The 22,231-nt window shown below is 61.3% G+C and carries 22 protein-coding genes; 6 read left to right on the top strand and 16 right to left on the bottom strand.

What is annotated here, in order from left to right; translation table 11 throughout:
- Positions 1-37: 37 nt before the first annotated feature.
- The 3 genes from bcsS to GJW30_RS10645 all read right to left on the bottom strand — a co-directional run bounded on the left by bcsS (position 38) and on the right by GJW30_RS10645 (position 2,405).
- Entirely contained in the window at positions 38-784 is a 747-nt protein-coding gene (gene bcsS, locus GJW30_RS10655) for a cellulose biosynthesis protein BcsS (protein WP_096355110.1), read from the bottom strand.
- Between the two features lie 205 nt (positions 785-989).
- A complete protein-coding gene (locus GJW30_RS10650) occupies positions 990-2,087 on the bottom strand; it encodes a GGDEF domain-containing protein (RefSeq protein WP_157746735.1) in 1,098 nt (365 codons plus the stop codon).
- A gap of 129 nt (positions 2,088-2,216) precedes the next feature.
- A complete protein-coding gene (locus GJW30_RS10645; RefSeq protein ID WP_130364887.1) occupies positions 2,217-2,405 on the bottom strand; it encodes a hypothetical protein in 189 nt (62 codons plus the stop codon).
- Positions 2,406-2,716: 311 nt separating this feature from the next.
- On the opposite strand from GJW30_RS10645, the gene GJW30_RS10640 reads away from it, so the two are divergent.
- The 5 genes from GJW30_RS10640 to GJW30_RS10620 are packed head-to-tail and all read left to right on the top strand — an operon-like array spanning position 2,717 to position 8,316.
- Positions 2,717-3,352 (top strand): CerR family C-terminal domain-containing protein, encoded by a 636-nt coding sequence (locus tag GJW30_RS10640; protein ID WP_245408724.1) that lies wholly within the window; start codon positions 2,717-2,719, stop codon positions 3,350-3,352.
- A complete protein-coding gene (gene hlyD / locus GJW30_RS10635; RefSeq protein ID WP_096355102.1) occupies positions 3,349-4,368 on the top strand; it encodes a secretion protein HlyD in 1,020 nt (339 codons plus the stop codon). The genes GJW30_RS10640 and hlyD overlap by 4 nt, the downstream gene beginning before the upstream one ends.
- Positions 4,365-6,083, top strand: a complete 1,719-nt coding sequence (locus GJW30_RS10630; RefSeq protein ID WP_096355100.1) for an ATP-binding cassette domain-containing protein — start codon at positions 4,365-4,367, stop codon at positions 6,081-6,083. Before hlyD ends, GJW30_RS10630 begins: the two co-directional genes overlap by 4 nt.
- Complete coding sequence (locus GJW30_RS10625; protein WP_096355098.1) at positions 6,083-7,210, top strand: ABC transporter permease; 1,128 nt, start codon at positions 6,083-6,085, stop codon at positions 7,208-7,210. The genes GJW30_RS10630 and GJW30_RS10625 overlap by 1 nt, the downstream gene beginning before the upstream one ends.
- Positions 7,207-8,316, top strand: a complete 1,110-nt coding sequence (locus tag GJW30_RS10620; protein ID WP_096358776.1) for an ABC transporter permease — start codon at positions 7,207-7,209, stop codon at positions 8,314-8,316. The genes GJW30_RS10625 and GJW30_RS10620 overlap by 4 nt, the downstream gene beginning before the upstream one ends.
- 5 nt (positions 8,317-8,321) lie before the next feature.
- On the opposite strand, the gene GJW30_RS10615 is transcribed toward GJW30_RS10620, so the two are convergent.
- Genes GJW30_RS10615 through GJW30_RS10590 form a run of 6 tightly spaced genes read right to left on the bottom strand, consistent with a single transcriptional unit; the run spans position 8,322 to position 14,261 of the window.
- Positions 8,322-9,299: a tripartite tricarboxylate transporter substrate-binding protein gene (locus GJW30_RS10615; RefSeq protein ID WP_096355096.1), complete on the bottom strand. Its 978-nt coding sequence runs from the start codon at positions 9,297-9,299 to the stop codon at positions 8,322-8,324.
- Positions 9,300-9,309: 10 nt separating this feature from the next.
- Positions 9,310-10,275, bottom strand: coding sequence for a Bug family tripartite tricarboxylate transporter substrate binding protein (locus GJW30_RS10610; protein WP_096355094.1), 966 nt, complete (start codon positions 10,273-10,275; stop codon positions 9,310-9,312).
- Between the two features lie 54 nt (positions 10,276-10,329).
- Positions 10,330-11,607 carry a CaiB/BaiF CoA transferase family protein gene (locus tag GJW30_RS10605; protein WP_096355092.1) on the bottom strand — a complete coding sequence of 426 codons (1,278 nt, stop codon included), beginning with the start codon at positions 11,605-11,607 and terminating at the stop codon, positions 10,330-10,332.
- Positions 11,604-12,314, bottom strand: coding sequence for a glutathione S-transferase N-terminal domain-containing protein (locus GJW30_RS10600; RefSeq protein ID WP_096355090.1), 711 nt, complete (start codon positions 12,312-12,314; stop codon positions 11,604-11,606). Before GJW30_RS10600 ends, GJW30_RS10605 begins: the two co-directional genes overlap by 4 nt.
- A gap of 25 nt (positions 12,315-12,339) precedes the next feature.
- The gene (locus GJW30_RS10595; protein ID WP_096355088.1) at positions 12,340-12,957 is read right to left on the bottom strand and encodes a DsbA family protein; all 618 of its coding nucleotides are present in this window, start codon (positions 12,955-12,957) and stop codon (positions 12,340-12,342) included.
- 23 nt (positions 12,958-12,980) lie between these two features.
- A complete protein-coding gene (locus GJW30_RS10590; RefSeq protein WP_157746734.1) occupies positions 12,981-14,261 on the bottom strand; it encodes a CaiB/BaiF CoA transferase family protein in 1,281 nt (426 codons plus the stop codon).
- A 109-nt stretch (positions 14,262-14,370) separates the two neighbouring features.
- On the opposite strand from GJW30_RS10590, the gene GJW30_RS10585 reads away from it, so the two are divergent.
- Positions 14,371-15,339, top strand: coding sequence for a LysR family transcriptional regulator (locus GJW30_RS10585; RefSeq protein WP_096355084.1), 969 nt, complete (start codon positions 14,371-14,373; stop codon positions 15,337-15,339).
- A 56-nt stretch (positions 15,340-15,395) separates the two neighbouring features.
- Here GJW30_RS10585 and GJW30_RS10580 read toward each other — a convergent pair whose 3' ends face one another.
- From GJW30_RS10580 to urtA, 7 genes are all read right to left on the bottom strand, one after another.
- Positions 15,396-15,737, bottom strand: coding sequence for an FmdB family zinc ribbon protein (locus tag GJW30_RS10580; RefSeq protein WP_096355082.1), 342 nt, complete (start codon positions 15,735-15,737; stop codon positions 15,396-15,398).
- A 62-nt stretch (positions 15,738-15,799) separates the two neighbouring features.
- Complete coding sequence (gene fmdA / locus GJW30_RS10575; RefSeq protein WP_096355080.1) at positions 15,800-17,029, bottom strand: formamidase; 1,230 nt, start codon at positions 17,027-17,029, stop codon at positions 15,800-15,802.
- Positions 17,030-17,143: 114 nt separating this feature from the next.
- Complete coding sequence (urtE, locus tag GJW30_RS10570) at positions 17,144-17,833, bottom strand: urea ABC transporter ATP-binding subunit UrtE (RefSeq protein WP_096355078.1); 690 nt, start codon at positions 17,831-17,833, stop codon at positions 17,144-17,146.
- A gap of 16 nt (positions 17,834-17,849) precedes the next feature.
- Positions 17,850-18,593 carry an urea ABC transporter ATP-binding protein UrtD gene (gene urtD / locus GJW30_RS10565; RefSeq protein ID WP_096355077.1) on the bottom strand — a complete coding sequence of 248 codons (744 nt, stop codon included), beginning with the start codon at positions 18,591-18,593 and terminating at the stop codon, positions 17,850-17,852.
- 9 nt (positions 18,594-18,602) lie between these two features.
- Positions 18,603-19,727: an urea ABC transporter permease subunit UrtC gene (gene urtC, locus GJW30_RS10560; protein WP_096355075.1), complete on the bottom strand. Its 1,125-nt coding sequence runs from the start codon at positions 19,725-19,727 to the stop codon at positions 18,603-18,605.
- Between the two features lie 7 nt (positions 19,728-19,734).
- On the bottom strand, positions 19,735-20,658 hold the full coding sequence (urtB, locus tag GJW30_RS10555; protein ID WP_096355073.1) for an urea ABC transporter permease subunit UrtB: 924 nt from the start codon (positions 20,656-20,658) through the stop codon (positions 19,735-19,737).
- Positions 20,659-20,755: 97 nt separating this feature from the next.
- Positions 20,756-22,012: an urea ABC transporter substrate-binding protein gene (gene urtA / locus GJW30_RS10550; protein WP_096355071.1), complete on the bottom strand. Its 1,257-nt coding sequence runs from the start codon at positions 22,010-22,012 to the stop codon at positions 20,756-20,758.
- Positions 22,013-22,231: the final 219 nt, after the last annotated feature.

The raw sequence follows: 22,231 nt of genomic DNA, 5'->3' as shown, positions 1-22,231 counted from the left end.
TTCCAGTCGAGTTGTGCCGTTAGGCGAGACGCGTTTCTTAGAAGCCCATCCGCGCGTCGACGATGCCGTAGCCGCCGTTGCCTTGATGGTTGTCGTTGAAGAAGCCGCCCGAGACGCCGAGCTGCAGACGGCCAAGCCGGACACCCGTGAGGTGAATGCCGACGCGGTATTGGCGATAGAAATCATCGCCGAGGATCGTGAATTCCGGTCCGAGGTAGACTTCCTGCGCGACCGCCCAGCCCGCCTTCAAGCGCGCGTAGTAAGCGTTGTGCAGAGTCGAGTAAGAACCGTAGCCGGAGGTCATGAAGCCGTCGGACAGCTTCGAGTAGAACTGCGCCGCGAACTTCGCACCGACGCCGGTGCCGATAACCGTGTTGTCCGGATCAGGCGACGACAGCGTCGTGTTCTTGATGTCGATACCGGCCCAGATCGCGGCCGTCGTGTCACGGCCGACCCATTCGTAACCTGCCATCAGGCCACCGCCCTCTTGCTGGCTCTTGATGCTCTGCTTCGTCAGGTGCTGTTCGTAGGTGTAGCGGCCGACGAGGCCTTCGATACGGCCGCGCCAACCGGAGACGCGCAAGTTGTCGACCGCCGCGAAGGTCGCGGAGGCACCGGCAAAAACCGTGTCTTTCGATGTGACGGAGACGGAGGTGTCGACGTCGACGATCCAGCTCTCCGGCGTTTCGACGACGGCGCTGCCCGTGTACCAATCGGCCGCGGATGCGCTCCCGATGCCTGACATCAGCAGAGCGATAACCGCCAATCTGCTAGCTAACTTCATCTGCCATCCTCACCCGGCGCTATCAGCAGCGCGGACCGTGAACGGCTCATCGCGGTAGGTACGATGAGCCCAGCTTGAGATGGCACGGTAAGGACTCGGACTAACTCAAATCTTAATTAATGCGCGCAAGTTTTCTTATGATTAACAGAGCGTTAGCGGCAAATTTTACTGGACTCTCATAGACCTGCCGCAACTGCGAGTGTGCTTAGGCGGGCTTGGCGGTGAGCTGCGGAGCGCCTGAAATTTGGCCGTCGATCGTCTTCGAGCGTGCAACGGAAGCGCGTGCGGCCGTGAGCATATCCTCGGCCGAATAGCCGTCGATCGGATACATCGCAGCGCCGACTTCGATGTTGAGCGCGGCGCCGGCTTCGGCGGTCTTGTTGAGCTCTTCGAGCACGCGGCGGATGCGCTGTTCGAATCCGGTCAGATCGCTGCGGCTCGAAATGTCGCTCGCCATCACGACGAGCGCATCGCCTTCGAGGCGCGCGATGATGTCGGAGCGGCGGAACTCGCTGCGCAGGCGGTCGGCGAACTCGCCGACCATCCGGTCGGCGCTTTCCCAGCCGAGACGATCACGCAGCGTGGTCGCGTTGGCGAGTTGCAAATGCATCAAGCCGATGGTGCGGCTGCGGTTGAGTGAGGAAACGATGGATGCCTGGATGCCCGACATCAGCGCGCGGCGGTCCGCGATCGTCTGGCCCGGCTGCATATAGGTCGTGGCATCCGGCTTGACGGCGCGGAGGCGCCACTTGCGGGCATCGCGCAACAGCAGAAGCGCGATGATCAACGCGAGGCCGAACAGCAGTGGCTGGAGCCAGCGCATCGCACCGCGCACGCCGTCTCCCGACGTTGCCGAATTGTCGAGGCGCTGTTGCTCGCGACCGAGGAGCTCAACCGCAAGACGAGCGCCGAGTGCGGGATCGAACGAAGCCTGCGCATCACCACCGCGGCGAAGATCGGCAAGGCGTGTGACGATCGCCTCGTCGATGACCGAGAGGCGGAGGAAAGCGCTTTCGTCGAATTGATAGTCAGCGGAGAGGAGTTTGACCGCATCACGCATGCGGATCAGCGATGCTTCTGCAGCGCCGACAGCTTCCAACCGGCGCGCACCGGCCGGTGCGCCCTGCTGAGCTGCGGTGCTCGCTGCGATCAGTTCGCCAAGATGAAGGATCCGTGTCGCGGTTTGATGCTCGGATCGACCGCGATTGCCGGCGGTGTCATACCAGGTGCCGGCAAACAGCAAGCCGATCAGCGCCACCAACAGCAGCGACTTGATTTCAAGACCGGTCAGGCGCGGAGTCATCGTTCTGCCTCTGGGGACGGTTTGACCCGTCATTCTTTGCGCGCGACACGCGCAGCAGACCCAATAGGCCGTTGACCCGCTTTAAGAAGTCTTAAAATTCGCCAGCATTTTGATAGCGCAAACGAGGCACTAGTCGCAGGCTACCATCGAGGGCATCGAGATGGTTACTTGCATGCCGCGGCCGAGATACCCGGACGCCACCATCTTCGCAGCTTCGAGAGCCGCCTCTTTCGACGGATACGAGCCGGCGATTTCAGCGCCGCGCTTGATCCCCCAACCCTCAACATGACGCGCTACTTCGAAACGGACGTGCTGCACGACGCTCTCCACTTTTGTTGAGAGCGAGACTGAACCCGATCTCTAAAAAGCGACTTAAAACGGACCGGTACTTTTGCTGCATCCTGATGACAGGGTTGAAGAATCCTTCCGGGCGATCGCAGGGAATTCGACGTTCTCGTTGAGGCTTTGTTAGCCATTCACACCCGGTCAGGGCGAACCACCACAACATTTCAATCAATCGATTGACATTACCTCCCTGCAGAGGTATTTCGCAACTTATGGATGAACGAACGGCCCAACCGCCACAGCTCAGCCCGCCCTCGCGAGGCGACGAGACGCGTGAACGCATCGTGATCGCAGCGATCGATGTTTTTGGCCGTCACGGCTTCGAGGGTGCATCAACGCGTGCACTCGCCGGCGCGGCCAACGTGAATATCCAAGCGCTGCAGTATTACTTCGGCGGCAAGCAGGGGCTTTACCTCGCGGCGGCCGATCACATCGGTGCCCGTGTCCGCGCTCATGTCTCTCCCGCTGCCGAAGCCGGACGCGCTCAGATGATGGCGCGCGCCGCGGAAGGCGGCCTCACGCCTGCCGAAGCCCGCGCCCTCCTCGCCGGCATTCTGAAAGAGATGGCCCGCCTCGTCGTCAGCGAAGAGTCAGGGCCGTGGGCGCGCTTCATGCTGCGCGAGCAGATGGAGCCGACCGAGGCCTTTGAGCGGGTTTATGAAGGTTTCATGCGGCCGATCGTCGATACGCTGCGTCAACTGATCGGGATATTGCTCGCCGATGACCCGAAGAGCGAGCACGTCGGCGCGCGAGCACTCGCCACTGTGGGCCACGTCATCTTCTTCCGCTTCGCTCGTGCCGCCGTGATGCGGCAGCTCGATTGGCAGAGCGTCGGCTCCCGCGAGCTCGGCATTCTCAATCAACTCATCGACGAAACCGTCGCAAACATTCGCCCCGCAACAGACAAAGGTGCGTCATGAGAACGCGCGTTGCCGTGATTGCCGTTCTGATCGCCATTCTCGCTGGCGGCTGGTGGTTCGATGTGCCGACCCGTCTCGGTTGGCGCAAACCCGCTGAGGCGCAGAACACGCTCTACGGCAATGTCGACATTCGGCAGGTGCAGCTCGGATTCCGTGTTGCCGGGCGGCTTTCTGAGATGGCGTTCGAGGAAGGCGAGAGTATCAAGGCCGGTACCGTGCTGGCGAAGCTCGACATTCGCTCCTTCGAAGACCAGGTACGTGCCGCCGACGCGCAAGTGAAGAATGCCGAAGCGACGCTGTCGCGTCTCATCGCAGGCCCGCGCGAAGCTGAGATCGCGCAAGCGCGCGCGACAGTCGCGGCGAACGATGCTGACGTTGCCAACGCGGTGCAGACATTCGAGCGCGTCAACAAGCTGCGCGAGACAGGCGCTTCCTCCATCGCGAATTACGATCAAGCGCTCGCCACACGCAACATGGCACAGGCGCGTTTGCTGTCGTCGCGCGAGGCGCTGCGCCTTCTGCTCGAAGGAACGCGTCCAGAAGACATCGCTGCGGCGCGCGCGACGCTCGAAGGTATGCGCGCCAATCTCGCCGCGGCCGAAACGGCCCTCGCCGACGCGACACTGAAGGCGCCGAGTGATGGCGTCATTCTCTCGCGCGTCCGTGAGCCGGGCGCAATCGTCGGACCGAGCGACATCGTCTACGTTCTTTCGCTGTCACAGCCCGTGTGGGTGCGCGCCTACATTCCGGAGCCGTCGCTCGGCCGCATCCATCCTGGCATGGAGGTTTCCGTGACAAGCGACACGCGGCCGAATGCGCCCTATCGCGGGCGCGTCGGCTTCATCTCGCCGGTCGCCGAATTCACGCCGAAGACCGTGCAGACACCGGAGCTGCGCACCGACCTCGTCTATCGTCTGCGCATCACGATCGAGAACGCGGATCAAGGTCTGCGGCAAGGCATGCCGGTGACCGTGCGCCTCGAAGCGCCACCAGCCAACGCCGCGGCAGCGAAATGACCACCCTCGTCCGCATTGATAGCGTGACGAAACGCTTCGGCAGCGAGAAGCCGGCGCTCGACGCCATCTCGGGCGAGATCGAAGGCGGACGCATCACGGGCATCGTCGGGCCCGACGGCGCCGGCAAGACGACGCTCATCCGTCTTATGACCGCGCTGCTTGTGCCCGACGGCGGCACACTCACGGTGCTCGGCCACGACACGACGCAAGCGCCGGAGCACATTCACGCCAACATCGGCTACATGCCGCAGCGCTTCGGCCTCTACGAAGATCTCACCGTGCAGGAGAATCTCGATCTCTATGCGGATCTGCGTGGCCTTCCGAAAGCCGAGCGTCAAGCCGCGTTTGACGAACTGCTGACGCTGACGGACTTGAAGAGTTTCACTGGGCGTCTCGCCGGAAAACTTTCGGGCGGCATGAAGCAGAAGCTTGGTCTCTCCTGCGCCCTGCTGCGCAAGCCGAAACTTCTGCTGCTCGACGAGCCCGGAGTCGGTGTCGACCCGATCTCGCGCCGCGAGTTGTGGAAGATGGTCGAAGACCTCGCGCGCGAAGGCGTCGGCGTCGTTTGGTCGACGGCCTATCTCGACGAAGCCGAGAAATGCGATCACGTGCTGTTGTTCAACGAGGGCAAGCTGCTGTTCTCCGGCGAGCCGAAGGAACTCACCGGGCGTGTCGATGGCCGCGTGTTCCGCGTTACCGGCATACATGGCCGGCGCCGTCTCGCGCTCGCGCAAGTGCTTGACGACAAGACCGTTATCGATGGCGTGATCCAAGGCGAAGCGCTGCGTTTGGTGACACGCGAAGGTGTTCCAGATGTTGCGTCGCTCGGTGCCGACGCAAAGGCCGAGCCGACACCGCCACGCTTCGAAGACGCCTTCGTCGATATACTGGGCGGTGGCCCAGGCGGCCGCTCGAAGCTCGCCGAAGCGCGCCAGCCGCTGCCGCCGCAAGACAAACCGGTCATCGAGGCGCGCGGGCTGACGAAGCAGTTCGGCGACTTCACGGCCGCATCCGACATAACGTTCGATATTCCGCGGGGAGAGATTTTCGGTTTGCTCGGCCCGAACGGCGCCGGCAAATCGACAACGTTCAAGATGCTGTGCGGGCTCCTTAAGCCGACAGCCGGCGAAGGCCGCGTCGCCGGCTTCGATCTCCGCCGCGAGGGCGCGGAGGCGCGCAATCGGCTCGGCTACATGGCGCAGAAATTCTCGCTCTATGGCGATCTTAGCGTCGGCCAGAACCTCGATTTCTTCGCCGGCGTCTATGGGCTCGATCGCGCGCGGCGGCGTCAGCAGATCGACCTGATGACCGACATCTTCGATCTCAAATCGCGGCTGAAATCTTCCGCGAAGGATCTGCCGCTCGGCTTCAAGCAGCGCCTCGCGCTCGCCTGCGCCGCGATGCACGAACCCGATGTTCTGTTTCTCGACGAGCCGACCTCCGGCGTCGACCCGATCTCGCGGCGCGAATTCTGGACGCACATCAACGGACTCGTCGAAAAAGGCGTCACTGTACTCGTCACCACGCATTTCATGGACGAAGCCGAGTATTGCGATCGCATCTCGCTGATCTATCGCGGGCGCTCGATCGCGCTCGGCTCGCCCGACGATCTCAAAGCGATGGTCGCCACCAAAGAGAACCCCGATCCGACGATGGAAGACGCATTCATCCGGCTCGTCGAGCAATCCGACGCCGCCGTGAAGGCGGCCGCGTAATGGATCGCGACGCCACCATTCGCTTCATCGCCCTCGTCCGCAAGGAGACGCTGCAGGTCATTCGCGACCCGTCGAGCATCCTGATCGCTTTCGTGCTGCCGGTCGTTCTTTTGTTTTTGTTCGGCTATGCGCTCTCGCTCGACGCGACCGTCACACGCATCGGCATCGCGATCGAGAGCCCGACGCCGGCCGCGCGTGAGCTTGCTGCGAATTTCCAGGCCTCGCGTTATTTCACGGTCAAACTCGCGACTGACCGCCGCGAACTCGAAGAAGACCTCGTCGTCAACCGGATTCGTGGCATCGTCGTCATTCCGGCCGACTTCACGGCCGACAACGCCAATCCGCAGACGCCGCCACGGCTGCAGGTGCTCGTCGATGGCACAGACCCGAACACGGCGAGCTTCGTGCTGAACTATGCGCAAGGTGTCGTGCAGACGTGGCGCAATCAAACCGCCATCGACCACGGCGTTAATCCAGCGCCGCTCATCGATGTCGAACAGCGTGTCTGGTTCAATCAGGAACTCGTCAGCCGCAATTTCCTTGTGCCGGGCGCTATCGCGATCGTGATGACGATGATCGGCACGCTGCTCACCGCGCTCGTCGTCGCGCGTGAATGGGAGCGCGGCACGATGGAAGCCATGATGGCGACGCCGGTATCGTCGCTACAGCTTCTCGCCGGAAAGATCCTGCCATACTTCATCCTCGGGCTGCTCGCGTTGACGCTCTGCGTCGCCGTTTCGGTTTTGTTGTTCGGCGTGCCGTTCAGAGGGTCACTCATCGCGCTGTACCTGGTTTCGGCGGCGTTCCTCTGCCCTGCCCTCGGCCTCGGCCTGCTCATCTCAGCCGGCACCAAGAACCAGTTCCTCGCGTCGCAGCTCGCACTGGTCGCGGGGTTCCTTCCCGCATTCCTGCTCTCCGGCTTTTTGTTCGAGATCGCATCGATGCCGAAGATCATCCAGTGGCTCACGATGATCATTCCGGCGCGCTACTACATTCCGGCGCTGCAGACTGTCTTTCTCGCCGGCGATATCTGGCCGCTCTACGCTCAATCGATCGCCGTGTTGCTGACCATGGGCGCCGTGCTGTTCGCCCTCGCCGCGCGCACGACAAAGAAGCGGCTCGCCTGATGTGGACGCGGCTCAAAGCGCTCATCATCAAAGAGCTGCTCGCGGTTCTGCGCGATCCACGCGGCCGCATGGTGCTGATTGTGCCGCCGATCATGCAGCTTTTCGTCTTCGCCTATGCGGCGACGATGGAGGTGCGCAACGTCGATATCGCGGTGCTCAATCGTGACGGGGGCGCGGCGAGCATCGAGTTGATCAGCCGGCTGCAGGGTTCGCCGACTTTCCACCGCATCGTCAGAGTCACGCGCAACGAGGAGATGGCCGAAGCCGTCAACATGCAACGCGTTCTGCTCGCGATGCATATCTCGCCGACGTTCTCGGCCGATATCGCGGCGCGACGGCCGACGGATATCCAACTCATTCTCGATGGGCGGCGTTCCAACGCATCGCAACTCGCCGGCGCTTACGTCTCGCAGATCGTTACGGCCTATTCGGCCGATATCACGCTGCGCGCCGGCGCGGAGCCCGCCGAGCCGATCGTCCCGCGCTTCTGGTTCAACCCCGCACTCGATACGCAGTGGTTCATGGTTCCGAACCTGATCGCCGTGATCGCCGTGCTGATCGGCCTCATCGTCACCGGATTGTCTGTCGCCCGCGAGCGCGAACTCGGCACATTCGATCAGCTGATGGTCTCGCCGCTGCGCACACATGAAATTCTCGTCGGCAAGACCGTTCCGCCGCTGATCATCGGGCACGTGCACTGCACGTTCTATCTGCTGGCGGCCGTGTTCTGGTTTGGGCTGCCGGTGCATGGCGCGCTCGCGATGTTCTATATCGGCGTTTTCTTCTATTTGACCGCGCTGATCGGCATTGGGCTTTTTATCTCGTCGCTCTCTGCCACGCAGCAGCAAGCGATCCTCGGCTCATTCCTCTTTATGATTCCGGCGACGCTGACGTCCGGCTTCGCGACTCCAATCGACAACATGCCGACATGGCTGCAGCATGTCACGGTGATCAACCCGCTGCGCTATTTTATCGCGATCGTGCGCGGCGTATTCCTCAAAGGACTTCCGCTCGACGAGATGGTGCGCAACACCATCCCGCTAATCCTCATCGCGATCGTAACGCTCAGCGTCGCGGCGTGGATGTTCCGCCGCCGCATGGAGTGATGCAGCTAATTCGACTGCGGCTTCTGCGATGCCTGGATCACGGGCCCCCAGCGATCCATCTCCGACTGAAGCTTCTTGGCAAGGCCGGCGGGCGTCGCGTCCTCTGCCGAAACCGGGACAGCGCCCAGCTCGGCAAAGCGATCCGCGACTAATTTGCTCCGCAGCGCCTTTTCGAGCGCGGCACTGAGCTTATCGATGATGGGCTTCGGCGTTCCCTTCGGCGCGTAGAAGCCGTGCCAGATCGCCAATTCGAAATCCTTGACGCCGATCTCGTTCATGGTCGGCACGTTGGGTAATGTCTCAAGCCGCTTCTTCGTGGTGACCGCGTAAGCTTTAGCGCCGCCGCTGTTGATTGCATTGGTCGTTGTGGTGGTTTGATCGCAGATCAAATCGACGCGGCCGGCGATGAGATCGACTTGCGCCGGCGCGAAACCGCGATTGTAAGACACTTCCGTCGGCCGCATCCCGGTCGCGTGCTGCAGCAACGAGCTGCAGAGGAACGACGCGGTGCCCGGACCGGCGTGAGCGATAGAGATCTCTTTGCCCTTCTGCTTCGCGAGGGCGATCAGCTTCGCGCCATCGTCGGCACCAAGTCCTTGTCGCCCGATCAATGACATCGGCACGTCGGCGACTTGGCCGATTGGATCGAAGTCTTTCACCGGATGCGCGGGCGCATTCGGATAGAAGAACGGTGCGGTCGCCATACCGATGTGGTTGAAGAGCAGCGTGTAGCCGTCCTTGTCGGAACGCGCGACACGCGCCGAACCGACAGTGCCGCCGGCCGCCGCGACGTTTTCGATCACGAGGCGTTCGCCGAGTTGTTCGCTCAACGCCTGCGAAATAATTCGCGCGACCGTATCGGTCGGTCCGCCCGCGCCATACGGCACGATGACGGTGATCGGACGCGACGGGTAGTCGCTCGCCATCGCGCATGAGGCCGAGAGCGCAAGCAGAGCGCTCGCAAGTTTCAAACGTATCGTCATGGTGTTCCCTCTATTCGGCCTGCATGCCGGCGTCTTTGATCAGCGCCGTCCATTTGATGAGTTCGTCAGCAACGAAAACGCGCAGCTCTTCGGACGAACTCGAAAACGAGTCGAAGCCGATGGCGGCGAGACGCTTCTTGATCGCCGGATCGTCGACGATCTTGCGCAGCTCCGTGTTCAGCTTTGCGATTACCGAGGGAGGGGTTCCGGCCGGTGCGAAGATCGCGGCCCAGGCCGTGATGTCGAACTCCGGAAGGCCGACTTCCTTCATGGACTTGATTTCGGGCGCCATCGCACTGCGATCACGCGACGTCACCGTGAGCGCGCGCAGCGCGCCAGACTCGACATGTGAGGAACTCGACGGCAGATCGACGAACATCATCGCGACACGGCCGGCGATGAGGTCGGTCAACGCCGGAGGCGTGCTCTTGTATGGCACCTTGACGATGTCGGTGCCGGTCTGGCGTTTGAATGCCTCAGCGGCGACAACGCCGGTCGCGTTGCCGTAGGCGTAACTCAACTTGCCGGGATTGGCTTTCGCGTAGGCGACCAGCTCGGGCACCGTCGTGCCCGGCGCGCCCGGCCCGGTCGCGAGGATGTAGCCGAAATTGCCGACGCGAACGACCGGCGCAAAATCCTTGATCGGATCGTACGCGATATTCTTCATCAGATTCGGATTAGCGGCATGCGTGGTATTCGACGTCAGGATCAACGTATACCCATCCGGTGCTGCACGCGCCACGAAGGTCGCGCCGATCGCGCCATTTGCTCCAGCCTTGTTGTCGACGACGACATTCGTGCCGAGCGCCAACCCCAGGGGCTGCGCCAAAATGCGCGCAACCGCGTCGGCGCCGCTTCCTGCCGCGAACGGCACCACGAGCGTGATGTTGCGGCTCGGGTAGTCCTCTTGCGCGTGGGCGGCGCCCATCATCGCAAGCACGAGCATGCCGGCGCGGCACGCTGTTCCGATGCGCATGTTTCCTCCGTTTCTTCTTTTTATTCTCGCCGCGATTTTCCGCGGTCGTCGTCGTTAGGCCGTCTTGCGCTCTTGGCTCTTTACGCTGTCGCCTGTCTCTAGAAGTTTGTCGCGAACGATGACCTTGTCGTTGTAGAGGGCGGCGATGTCCGTGGCCGAGTAGCCAAGCTCCTTAAGCACCGTCTCGTTGTTCTCGCCGAGCATGTCGACGCGCAGGCCTTCCGGCTGCGGCCACTCGGAGAAGCGCGCGGGCGCGCCCGGAATCAGGAAATCGCCGATCTGGTCGTCGTGCACTTTGCGCACCGTGCCGCGATCGAGCAGATGCGGCTGACGCATCGCTTCGTGCAGCGTCAGCACCGGAGCGCACGGGATGCGTTCGCGATCGAGCACCTGCATCGCCTCATCGCGCGTCGGAAAAGTCGCGAGCCATTGCTCGATGATGACGACCAGGTCTGCATTATTGTCGCGGCGCCCGTGAGCCGTCGCGTAACGCGGGTCTTCGGCAAGTTCCGGGCGGCCGATTGTTTTGGCGAACTGTGCGAACTGATGCGACAGAACGTTGATCGAGATAAACGTGTCATCGCCGCAGCGGAAAAGACCGATCGGGCCGCCATCCGGATGCTGCGAGCCGGTGCGTTCGACCGCGAATTTCTCTCCTCGGATCGCGACTTTCGGCACGTTGGCTTCGTGCATATGGAAATAGGTGTCGAGCAGCGTTGCTTCCACATGCTGCCCACGCCCCGTGCGCTCACGATGGAACAACGCGAAGCCCACCGCCATGGCGGCGGAAACACCGGTAGACACGTCGCCAATCGCGATCGGCATCTGCGACGGGCTGCGATCTGGTTCGCCGATTAAGCTCGTCACCCCGGAATAAGCCTGCGCGATGTAGTCGTAACCGGGCTTGGTACTGAGCGGCCCTGTCTGTCCGGCGAACGACACCGAGCACATGATGAGCCGCGGATTGATCTTACTCATGTCTTCGAAAGAGAGGCCGGCACGCGCCATGACGCCGGGCGCGAAATTCTCGACGAGCACGTCGGCCTTGGCAATCAACTCGCGCAAGATCTTGCGGCCGCTCTCATGCTTGAAATCGAGCGCGAGACTGCGCTTCGAGTGATTGTGCTGAAAAAAATACGTGCTGCGCGACGAGCGCTGATAAGCCGCCTCACGCGGCTTGAAGCCCTGCACGCGCGATCGATCGCCATATGGCGCAAGTTCGATCTTGATCACGTCGGCACCTGCGTCAGCGAGCAAACGCGAACACACCGGCCCCGCGACGAACTGCGTGATGTCGATCACGCGAATGCCTTCGAGCATGGGAAGCGTCATGTGATTTCCTTCTGCAATGCTTCGCCGGCGGATGTCTTGAACAGAGCTTCGCGCGCTTTGTCATCCAGCTTGCGGCCCCAGTGTTCCTTACCGAGAGCCAAGCCACGTTGCACGGCGTCGCGAGCGCGGATGTCCGCGTACCAGCGTTTGATATTCGGGTAGTCGTCGAGCGTGAGACCCTGCGCCTTGTGCGTCATGATCCACGGGAATGTCGCGATATCGGCGATCGAGTAATCGCCCGCCATGTAGACTTGCGTTTCGCCAAGGCGGCGATCGAGAACGCCGTAGAGACGCTTCACCTCTTCGCCGTAGCGGCCGATGGCGTACGGAATCTTCTCGTTGGCGTAGAGAAGGAAATGGCCGTTCTGGCCGGCCATCGGGCCGAGGCCTCCCATCTGCCACATCAGCCACTGCAGCACGGACATGCGCGACGGCAGATCTTTCGGCAGAAACTTTCCCGCCTTCTCGGCGAGATAAATCAAAATAGCCCCGCTCTCGAAGATCGCGAGCGGGGAGTTTTGTCCCGGCGGATCGTGATCGACGATCGCCGGGATCTTATTATTGGGCGAGACCTTTAGAAACTTCGGCTCGAACTGCTCGCCGCGTCCGATCCGTATCCGGCGCACCTCGTAAGGCAAGCCGCATTCCTCGAGCATGATCGAGATTTTCCAGCCGTTGGGAGTCGGCCAGTAATAGAGATCGATCACGTTCGACTCCCCTCGTGGAAGCTCGTTAAGCCGCGCTCTTATTGTCGAGCGCGAGGCCGGCGGATTGCAGACGGCGCTCCAGCATTGCAACGCGATCGTTGCCCCAGAACTGTTCGCCGCGGAACACGCAGATCGGCACGCCGAAAATCTGATCGGCCATCGCCTGCTCTTGTGCTGCGTCGTATTCGGCTTTGCCGGGGCCGGCGAGGAAGGCACGATAGTCGTCAGCCGACATGCCCATCGACGCGATGAAATTTGCGACAGCGTCCGCGTCGTCGATCTCAAGCTCGCGCTTGAAGAACAACTCGTAGACCTTCCGGCCGTATTCGACGATGCGGCCTTGCTTCTCGGCGAAGAGGCCGCCGATCAACGACGCTTCGGTGTTGTAGATCTTCAGCGGACCGCGGATCATCTTTTTGTCGCCGCGCTCGTTAGCCGAGCGACGCGCATCCATGTACGAATATTTGACCTTGAATTCCGAATAGACGCTGCGCTGGCCAGAGCCCTTGATGCGCAGTTGGAACGGCATCCACTTGATGCGGACGTTGTACTTCTTCTCGAGATCGAAGACCGGCTCGAAAGCGAGCCACGCGTACGGGCTCTTGAAATCCGAATACATTCTAAATTCTTCGCGTTCGGCCATCAGTCTCTCCTTTGAATGCCGCGTCAGATGACGCCGTTGTCCTTGAGCGCGCGCAGTGCATCGCCTTCGATGCCGAGCGCGCCCGCGTAAATCTCTTCGTTGTCCTGACCCAGCGACGGCGCTCCGCGCTGATAGCCGCCCGGTGTACGGCTGAGCTTCACGGGAAAGCCGGCCGCGATCGCCGGATGCGGCGAGCCGACGACGGGGTGGGCAACATCTTCAAGCATGCGGCGCTCACGCAAATGATCCCACGTCATGAGATCGTTGATGGTGCGGATCGGGCTTGCTGGAACATCGTGCCGGCGGAGTGCGTCGAGAACTTCATCCGTCGTATGCACACGCGTCCACTGCGCGACGATGGCGTTGACGGCTTTGACATTGGCAACGCGCCAACCCGTATTCATGAAGTTCGCGTCAGCTTCGAGATCGCGGCGATCGATTGCCGTCAGCAAAGCGCGCCATTCGGTGTTCGTCGCGCAGCCGATCGCTATATCGCCATCCGCCGTCTCGAATGTATCGAAGGGCGAAAAGCGCATGATGCGGTTGCCTTGGCGCGGCGCGAGGCCGAAGCGCTCGTAACAATCGAGCGGCTCGTCGAGGACGAGCGACACGAGGCAATCCGTCATCGCGACGTCGACGAATTGACCGACGCCGGAGCGTTGGCGCTCGACGACCGCGGCGAGAATACCGGAAACTGCGAAGGCGCCGCTGATCCCGTCGGCGAGCGCACTGCCGGCCTTGCGTGGCGGCCCTTCGGGATTGCCCGTGATGCTCATCAGGCCGCTGTCGGCCTGCACCATGAGATCGTAGGCTTTGAGATTCGCGTCCGGGCCGGTCGAGCCGTAACCCGTAATCGCGCAGTGAATGATGCGCGGATTGATCTTCGCGTTTTGCTCGTAACCGACGCCGAGCTTATCGGCGACGCCGGGACGGAAATTCTCGACGACGACGTCTGCGGTGCGAAGAAGTTCATGAAATAGCCGCATGCCTTCCGGCCGCGCGAAATCGAGCGTGATCGCTTTCTTGCCACGGCAGCGCTTGAGATAGGCGAGGCCGAGGTCTCGCTCATCCTGGCGATCGAGCGATACCCCCTCTGAGCCGTAGAACGGAGGCCCCGACATGGCCGGCTCGCCTTCGGCCGGGCGGTCGATCCGGATGACTTCAGCACCATAGCCGGCGAGCAGAAGCGTCGCGAACGGGCCCGAATAGAAGCGCGTGAAGTCGAGAATCCGCAGGCCGGCGAGCGCGCCGCCGCGCTGTGCCGTGCCCTCCTCGCTGCGCTTCCCCGAACTCGTATTGGCCATTCTGAATGGCGGCCTTTCATAACCGAAACGTTGGATATGCTGATTGACCGACCCCGGATTTGCTGTCAAAGCCCATTGGATAATATCTTTTAATGCGGAAACTGCATGAATGGCACGATTGGCCGTCACCCGCTCGCTTAACCTCTCGCTTAAGCATCTACGCGCCGTGCGCGATGTGGCCGAGTTCGGCAGTTTCACGGCGGCAGCGGCGCAGCTCGGCATGACGCAGCCGGGCGTCAGCCGCCTGGTCAGCCAGGTCGAGCGCGATCTCGGGTTATCGATCTTCCTGCGAACGACGCGCACTGTGGTATTGACGCCGGCGGGACGCGACTTCGTCACCACTTGCGGCCGTTTGCTCGACGAACTCGACGCTCACGTCGCAAGCGCGCGGTCGGTCGGCGGCTACCTGCGTGGCCGACTCGTTATCTCGTGCCTCATCTCGGTGACGCATCACATGGTGCGCGAGGCGCTCTTGGCGTTCCGCAAGCTCAACCCGGATGTCGAGGTTCAGCTCCTGGAGGGTATGGGCTCCGAGGTTTACGAAAATGTCCGTAATGGCATCGCGGATTTCGGCATCGGCAATGCTGTCGATTTGCCGGAGGACATGATTGCCGAAGAGGTCGTCGAAGAAGCTTGCGTCGGCATCCTGCCGAGCAATCACGCACTTGCGCGCAAGAAGGAACTGACGTTGCACGATCTCGTCCGCGAGCCGCTCGTTTCGCTGCCGCTAGCCTCAGGTCTGCGTCGGCTGATCGACAATATCGCGGCAAAGCATGGTGCGAAGCTCGACCACAAGACGATCGTCGAGCAGTTCGGCTCGCTCTACGATGTGGTGAGTGCTGGTCTCGGAGTCGGCATCGTTCCGCCGACCGCCCTGCCCGCGCGGCTTCCGGCAAATCTCACGGTGCTGCCGATCGGGTCGCCGGCGATCGTGAGGCGCATTGGCATCTTGCGGCTGCGCAGCCGCGGGCTGACGCCGCCAGCCCAGAGCTTTCTCGATATTTTCCGCCCGCGTTTCCGCGCGACGGTTCCGCGTCCGGTGCCGAAAGCCACCAATGCGAAGAGGCGAGCGCGTTAGAGCATTTTCAAGTGAAGTGGATGCCGGTTCACGTCAAGAAAATGCGACCACTCAACCTAGTGCGAGATCATCCACGGCCGTGCGGTCGGGAAGCTTTTCGCGCCGCTCTTCGTCTTGTAGGTCATCCGCGATTTCTTGCCGCTCGCACAGCATGAGCAATTGGCACCGTGCTGCGCTTTGTATTCGGCAGATGACTGTGGCGCATGCTGACTTTTCTCGTTCGTTGCGTAGGCTGCCCGGCGCTCCGCGGACAGGCCGGAGAAATTCGGCGCCGTGAGAATGACGCGCGGCGCGGTGATCCCGCAGTCCGGACAGTCGTTCGGCAGATCGCTTTCCGCCATCGGCCGCATGTCGGTGAACGGGCCGCAGCTATCGCAGAGATATTCGTAAACTGGCATTTCTCACTCCCCAAAAAGAAGAGGTGCGAGCGGCTCAACTCGCCCGCACCCCGCCTTCCCCCTCACTTATCCTTGGACAACGGCATCTTGACGCCGCCCTTGACCTTTTTGCTCGGTCCGGCGGAGTTCGGCATGATGTCGAAATCGAAGATCTCGGTCGGTATCCATAGCGTCGCGCACGCGTTTGGTATGTCGACGACGCCCGATATGTGCCCTTGGACCGGCGCGGTGCCGAGAATCGAGTAGGCCTGTGCGCCCGTAAAGCCGAACTTTTTGAGATACTCGATCGCGTTCAAGCAGGCTTGGCGGTACGCGACGTGAACGTCGAGATAATGCTGCTTGCCCTTCTCGTCGACCGAGATGCCTTCGAAGATCAGGTAGTCGTTGTACTTGGGCACAAGCGGCGACGGCTTGAAGATCGGATTCTTGATGCCGTATTTCTTCACGCCGTCCTTGATGAGGTCCACCTTGAGATGCAGCCAACCGGCCATCTCGATCGCGCCGCAGAAGGTAATCTCGCCGTCGCCCTGCGAGAAATGCAGATCGCCCATCGAGAGACCACCGCCCTTCACGTAGACCGGGAAGTAGATCTTCGAACCGCGCGAGAGATCCTTGATGTCGCAGTTGCCGCCGTGCTCGCGCGGCGGAACCGTACGGGCGCCTTCCATCGCGGCTTTGGACTTCGTGCCACCCTTGGCTCGGCCGACGTGAGCGGTCGATGGGAACGGCGGGTTGGCGAGCGGCGGAACGCGATCCGGATTCGTCGCGATGAAATCGACCTCGCGCTTGTTCCAAGTATCGAGCAGCTTCTGATCCGGCAAACAGCCGATCAAGCCCGGGTGGATCGTGCCCGCGAAGTTGACGTTCGGGATGTGGCGGGACGACGTATAGATGCCTTTGAAATCCCAGATCGACTTCTGCGCCTGCGGGAAATGGTCGGTGAGGAACCCGCCGCCGTTCTTCTTGGAGAAGAAGCCGTTGAAACCCCACTGACTCTCCGGCAATGCGCCGACATCGAGCAGATCGACAACGAGCAAATCACCCGGCTCCGCGCCTTTGACGCCGATCGGACCCGAGAGAAAATGCACGATCGAGAGATCGATGTCGCGCACGTCATCAGCCGACTCGTTGTTTTTGATGAAGCCGCCGGTCCAGTCATACGTCTCGATGATAAAGTCGTCGCCCGGCTTCACCCACGCCACCATCGGGATGTCGGGGTGCCATCGATTGTGGATCATGTCGTTCTTGTAGGGAGACTCCGACAAGTCGATCTTGATAATAGTCTCAGGCATGGCGGCTCCTTGCGCGCAGTTTACGTCTCAAGTCCTCCCACGCCCGACACGTGGAAACTCCTCGTTGAGGCATGACCGGATCGGACATTTCCGCTCTCCGGTCTTGCGTCGTCGTCACACAGCGAGGAAGCGAGCAATCGCCGCTTCGTCGACGTGTTCGCGTGAATCGGTGTGTACGATGCGGCCGTTTTCCATCACGACGATGCGATCGGCGACATCGAGAATGAAGCTCAACACCTGCTCGCAGACGACGATGCAGATGTCGCGGAGCTGGCGGATCTCTTTGAGAAGCCGCGCTATGTCCTTGATGATCGACGGCTGAATGCCTTCGGTCGGCTCATCAAGCAGCAATACTTTCGGGTTGCTGGCGAGTGCGCGCGCGATAGCGAGCTGCTGTTGTTGACCGCCCGAGAGATTGCCGCCGCGGCGCTTGTCGAATTCGGCCAGGATCGGGAAGAGATCGTAGATCTCGCGCGGAATGGTGCGCTCTCCCGTGACGACGAGCCCGGTTTCGATATTTTCGCGCACCGTCATGGCACCAAAGATCTGACGGCCTTGCGGCACGTACGCGATGCCCTTGGCGACACGCTGGTGCGGCTGCAGCTTCGTGACGTCGTTGCCCAAAACCTGAATTTGGCCGGACTTCGCCGGCATGATGCCGATCAGCGATTTCATTAGCGTGGATTTACCCATGCCGTTGCGGCCGACCATCGCGACGATTTCACCTGGCGCGACAGCCAGGTCGATGCCGTGCAGCACTTCGCTTTGTCCGTAAGCGGCCGATAGGCCTGTCACACTCAACATAGGCTGCACTCCGGAATTAGTGTCCAAGGTAAACTTCCTTGACCTTCGGGTTGCTCTGCACGGTCTGCATGTCGCCTTCCGCGAGCACCTTGCCCTGGTGCAGAACGGTGACGCGGCTCGCAATGCTCTCGACGAATTTCATGTCGTGCTCGATGACGATCACGGAGCGATCCTTGATGATCTCCTTGAGCAACTCGGCGGTCTTCGCGCGCTCCGACACGCTCATCCCGGCGACCGGCTCGTCGAGCATCAGCAACTCCGGGTCTTGGATCAGCAGCATACCGATCTCGAGCCATTGTTTCTGGCCGTGGCTCAGCGTTTCGGCGAGGCGATCGAGATGCTCCTCGAGGAAAATCTGCTTGGCGACTTCCTTGACGCGTTCGATCACTGCGTCATCGCGCTTCCAGAACAGCGCGCCGATGACATCGCGACCACGCGGAATCGAGAGCTCGAGATTCTCAAACACTGTGAGATCTTCGTAGATCGAAGGCGTCTGGAATTTCCGACCGACGCCGAGGCGCACGATCTTTTGCTCCTTCATCGCTGTGATCTCTTGATCCTTGAACTTGATCGACCCCTCGGAAACTCGTGTGCGTCCACAGATGAGATCGAGAACCGTTGTCTTGCCGGCGCCGTTCGGCCCGATGATCACGCGAAGCTCGCCCTTGTCGATGTAGAGGTTCAACGCATTGACCGCCTTGAAGCCGTCGAAGGACACGGAGACGTTTTCGAGTGCCAGGAGATAGTCTGTGTTCGACATGGTCGCTCCTTACTCGGCCGGCGCCGGGCTGACGCGCTCACCGCTGCGGCCGAAGAAGCGCATGTTGAAGAGCCTCGGCAGCAATTGGTCGGTGAAGAGACCGGCGAGACCGCGCGGGAACAGCAGCACGACCGCAATGAAGAGGCCACCCATCGCGAACAGCCAGAGTTCCGGGAAGCTTTCCGAGAAGAGCGTCTTGCCCCACATGACGAGGAGCGTGCCGGCGACAGCGCCGACCAGCGAGTGGCGTCCGCCGACCGCCGCAAAGATCACCATCTCGATCGACGGCACGATTCCGACGAAAGACGGCGACATGAAGCCGACCTGCAGCGTGAACATCGCGCCGCCGATCGCCGAGATCGAAGCTGCCAGGCAGAAGACGAAGACCTTGAAGCTTGAAACGTCGTAACCCGAGAAGCGAACGCGATCCTCTTTGTCGCGTACGGCAACAAGGATGCGGCCGAGCTTGCTGCCGACGACATAGCGAGCGAGGAAGATGCAGCCGATGAGCAGGAAGCAGCAGACGAAGTAGAGCACGTATTTCGAGAAATCCGGGCGGATGTCCCAGCCGAGTAGCGTGCGCAGATCCGTGATGCCGTTGATGCCGCCCGTGTAGCCCTGGCGCCCGACGATGAGGATCGTCATCACGGCGGCCATCGCCTGAGTGATGATCGCGAAATATACGCCGCCGACGCGGCGCTTGAACATCGGGGCTGAGAGAATGAATGCGAGCGCGGCCGGTACAAGAAGCACAAGGATTAGTGTGGCGGGGAGGGATTTGAACGGCACCCAGAACCACGGAATCTCCGTGATCTGGTTCCAGTCCATGAAATCCGGAATGCCGGGCGTCGATTGGATCTTGGTGTTCGCGGGGCTCGACGCCTCGAGCTTGAGGAACGCCGCCATGCAGTAGCCGCCGAGGCCGAAGAAAACACCCTGCCCCAAGCTCAAGATTCCTGTGTGACCCCAGCAGAGGACGAGGCCGACCGCGACGAAAGCGAGCGTCAGATATTTTCCAACGAGGTTGAGGCGGAAGGCATCGAGTGCGAGGGGCAGGACGACCAGGATCAAGACCGCGATGATCGCAATGCCGATCAGTTCGAGTTTGCGGAGGTCCATGCGAGTAGCTGACATGTCTCTCTCACTTTCTGACTTTGAGGACGAACAGGCCCTGTGGGCGCAGCATGAGCAAGCCGATGACGATGAGCAGCGTGATCACCTTGGCCATCGAGCCGGTGAGGAAGAATTCCAGCGTCGACTGCGACTGCGAGATTGTGAGCGCCGAGAAGATCGTCCCGAGCAGGCTCTGCGCACCGCCGAAGACAACAACGAGGAACGTGTCGACGATATAGAGCTGGCCGGCGGTCGGCCCAGTCGAGCCGATCATCGTGAAGGCCGAGCCCGCGATGCCGGCAATGCCGCAACCAAGACCGAAGGTCAGCCGATCGACCCGCCGCGTATCGATACCGACCGCGCCGCTCATCGTCCGGTTCGCCGTGACAGCGCGGACCTGCAGACCCCATTTCGATTTGAACAAGAGTAGCGCGACAATCCCCGTGATGATGAGCGTGAGCCCCATCACGAACAGACCGTTGATCTGCACTTCAATCGTCTCGGTAACGGGCAGCGAGCCCATCATCCAATCCGGCAAGGTGACGCCGACTTCGCGCGGACCGAAGATCGATCGATATGCCTGTTGAAGGATGAGGCTGAGGCCCCATGTCGCGAGTAGCGTGTCGAGTGGCCGCGCATAGAGATGCCGTATCAGCGCCCATTCGACGAGCAGACCGAGCGCACCGGAAACGACGAAGGCGACCGCCATCGCGACGAAGAAGTAGCCGCCGAAGAGGCCCGGCGCGTAGTTTTGGAACACGTGCGACGTCAGATACGTCATGTAGGCGCCGAGGATCATGAACTCGCCGTGCGCCATGTTGATCACGCCCATCTGCCCGAAGATGATGGCAAGGCCGAGCGCCATCAGCAGAAAGATCGAGAACAAGATGAGACCCGCAAAGGTCTGCATCGCCAAGATCGAACCCAATTCGCCGAACGTGTAACCGAACATTCCGATAGCTCCTGTCAGAGCGTGATCGCGACGCGTGAGCTCGCGCTGCCGCGAGCCCGAGAGACATGCGCCGCCCCTTGCGGAGCGGCGCGTTGCGTTACTGGTAGCCCTTCGGGAAGGGATCCGGCTCGACGAGGTCGGCGGTCTCAAAGACGAGATCGTATTGACCGTTCGCCTTCGCGCGTCCGACGCGAGTCTTCGACCAGAGGTGATGGTTCTTGTGGACCTTCACGTAGCCTTCCGGCGCGCCCTTAAATTCGACGTCGGGCGATGCTGCCGCGACCTTGTCGATGTCGAAGGAGCCGGCCTTCTCGACGGTCAGTTTCCACAGCCACGGGCCGAGATAGGCCGCCTGTGTGACGTCTCCGATGACGGTCTTTTCACCCCACATCTTCTTGAAGGCCGCGACAAATTCCTTGTTGTTCGGATTGTCGAGCGATTGGAAGTACTTCATGCAGGCGTAAGCGCCCGCGATGTTCTCGCCGCCGATACCGTCGATCTCGTCCTCGGTCACCGAGATGGTGAGGAGCGTCTGCTTCGTCAGATCGATGCCGGCTGCCTTCAGCTGCTTGTAGAACGCGACATTCGAACCACCGACGATGATCGCGTAGATCACGTCCGGCTTCTGCAGCTTGATTTTGTTGATCACCGAGTTGAACTGCGTGTGGCCGAGCGGGAAGTATTCTTCGCCAACGACCTTGTTCTTCTGGAAGTTCTCGATGTGCTTACGCGCGATCTTGTTGGACGTGCGCGGCCAGATGTAATCCGAGCCGAGCAGGTAGAAGCTCTTGGCGCCCTTCTCCTTCACGACCCAATCGAGGCCCGCGATGATCTGCTGCGTTGCTTCCTGGCCCGTGTAGATCACATTCTTCGACTGCTCGAGACCTTCGTAGAAGGTCGGGTAGTAGAGCATGCCGTTGTATTGCTCGAACACCGGCAACACGGCCTTGCGCGACGCCGAGGTCCAGCAGCCCATCACGGCCGCGACCTTGTCGTTGACGAGAAGCTTCTTGGCTTTCTCGGCGAAGTTCGGCCAATCGCTGGCACCGTCTTCCTGAATGAACTTGATCTTGCGGCCGAGCACGCCACCAGCTGCATTGATCTGCTCGATCGCGAGTTTCTCGGCTTGTACCGAACCCGTTTCCGAAATTGCCATCGTGCCGGTGACCGAATGCAGAATGCCAACCGTCACTTCCGTATCGGTGACCGCAAGGCCCGTCGTGTTGACGGCCGCGGTCGGAAACTGCTGCGCAAGCGCCATCGGCGGCAGCATCGATGCAGCCGCAACACCGGCTGCGCCCATCAGCAGTTTTCGGCGTAATGGAGAGTCCAACCCCTCGTATTTGGATGTCATGCGACGCCTCGTTGTTGTTCGCGTTGTGAAGTCCCGTGGAGGCCAGACGTCCCCCATGGCACGCATCCTCGGGCGCGATGCTGCACGTGCGAAATACGTCGAATGACGTAGTCGCCGACGCTGCACAGTGGATGAGCAACCGGAACCACGCGGGAGTCGACCGACGTGCTGTGCGCGTAGACGCGACCGAGCAACGAGTTATCCACTGCTCAGTTTTAC

The organism is Variibacter gotjawalensis (assembly GCF_002355335.1).
GTDB classification, from domain to species: Bacteria; Pseudomonadota; Alphaproteobacteria; order Rhizobiales; family Xanthobacteraceae; genus Variibacter; species Variibacter gotjawalensis.
The sequence above is the reverse complement of the archived record's forward strand: the minus strand, read 5'-3'. Positions and strand labels throughout refer to the sequence as shown.

Excerpts from the sequence above, each read along its gene's own strand:
- bcsS (WP_096355110.1), bottom strand. The coding sequence starts at position 784 with ATGAAGTTAGCTAGCAGATTGGCGGTTATCGCTCTGCTGATGTCAGGC.
- GJW30_RS10650 (WP_157746735.1), bottom strand. The coding sequence starts at position 2,087 with ATGACTCCGCGCCTGACCGGTCTTGAAATCAAGTCGCTGCTGTTGGTG.
- hlyD (WP_096355102.1), top strand. The coding sequence starts at position 3,349 with ATGAGAACGCGCGTTGCCGTGATTGCCGTTCTGATCGCCATTCTCGCT.
- GJW30_RS10630 (WP_096355100.1), top strand. The coding sequence starts at position 4,365 with ATGACCACCCTCGTCCGCATTGATAGCGTGACGAAACGCTTCGGCAGC.
- GJW30_RS10625 (WP_096355098.1), top strand. The coding sequence starts at position 6,083 with ATGGATCGCGACGCCACCATTCGCTTCATCGCCCTCGTCCGCAAGGAG.
- GJW30_RS10615 (WP_096355096.1), bottom strand. The coding sequence starts at position 9,299 with ATGACGATACGTTTGAAACTTGCGAGCGCTCTGCTTGCGCTCTCGGCC.
- GJW30_RS10610 (WP_096355094.1), bottom strand. The coding sequence starts at position 10,275 with ATGCGCATCGGAACAGCGTGCCGCGCCGGCATGCTCGTGCTTGCGATG.
- GJW30_RS10605 (WP_096355092.1), bottom strand. The coding sequence starts at position 11,607 with ATGACGCTTCCCATGCTCGAAGGCATTCGCGTGATCGACATCACGCAG.
- GJW30_RS10595 (WP_096355088.1), bottom strand. The coding sequence starts at position 12,957 with ATGGCCGAACGCGAAGAATTTAGAATGTATTCGGATTTCAAGAGCCCG.
- GJW30_RS10590 (WP_157746734.1), bottom strand. The coding sequence starts at position 14,261 with ATGGCCAATACGAGTTCGGGGAAGCGCAGCGAGGAGGGCACGGCACAG.
- GJW30_RS10585 (WP_096355084.1), top strand. The coding sequence starts at position 14,371 with ATGGCACGATTGGCCGTCACCCGCTCGCTTAACCTCTCGCTTAAGCAT.
- GJW30_RS10580 (WP_096355082.1), bottom strand. The coding sequence starts at position 15,737 with ATGCCAGTTTACGAATATCTCTGCGATAGCTGCGGCCCGTTCACCGAC.
- fmdA (WP_096355080.1), bottom strand. The coding sequence starts at position 17,029 with ATGCCTGAGACTATTATCAAGATCGACTTGTCGGAGTCTCCCTACAAG.
- urtE (WP_096355078.1), bottom strand. The coding sequence starts at position 17,833 with ATGTTGAGTGTGACAGGCCTATCGGCCGCTTACGGACAAAGCGAAGTG.
- urtD (WP_096355077.1), bottom strand. The coding sequence starts at position 18,593 with ATGTCGAACACAGACTATCTCCTGGCACTCGAAAACGTCTCCGTGTCC.
- urtC (WP_096355075.1), bottom strand. The coding sequence starts at position 19,727 with ATGTCAGCTACTCGCATGGACCTCCGCAAACTCGAACTGATCGGCATT.
- urtB (WP_096355073.1), bottom strand. The coding sequence starts at position 20,658 with ATGTTCGGTTACACGTTCGGCGAATTGGGTTCGATCTTGGCGATGCAG.
- urtA (WP_096355071.1), bottom strand. The coding sequence starts at position 22,012 with ATGACATCCAAATACGAGGGGTTGGACTCTCCATTACGCCGAAAACTG.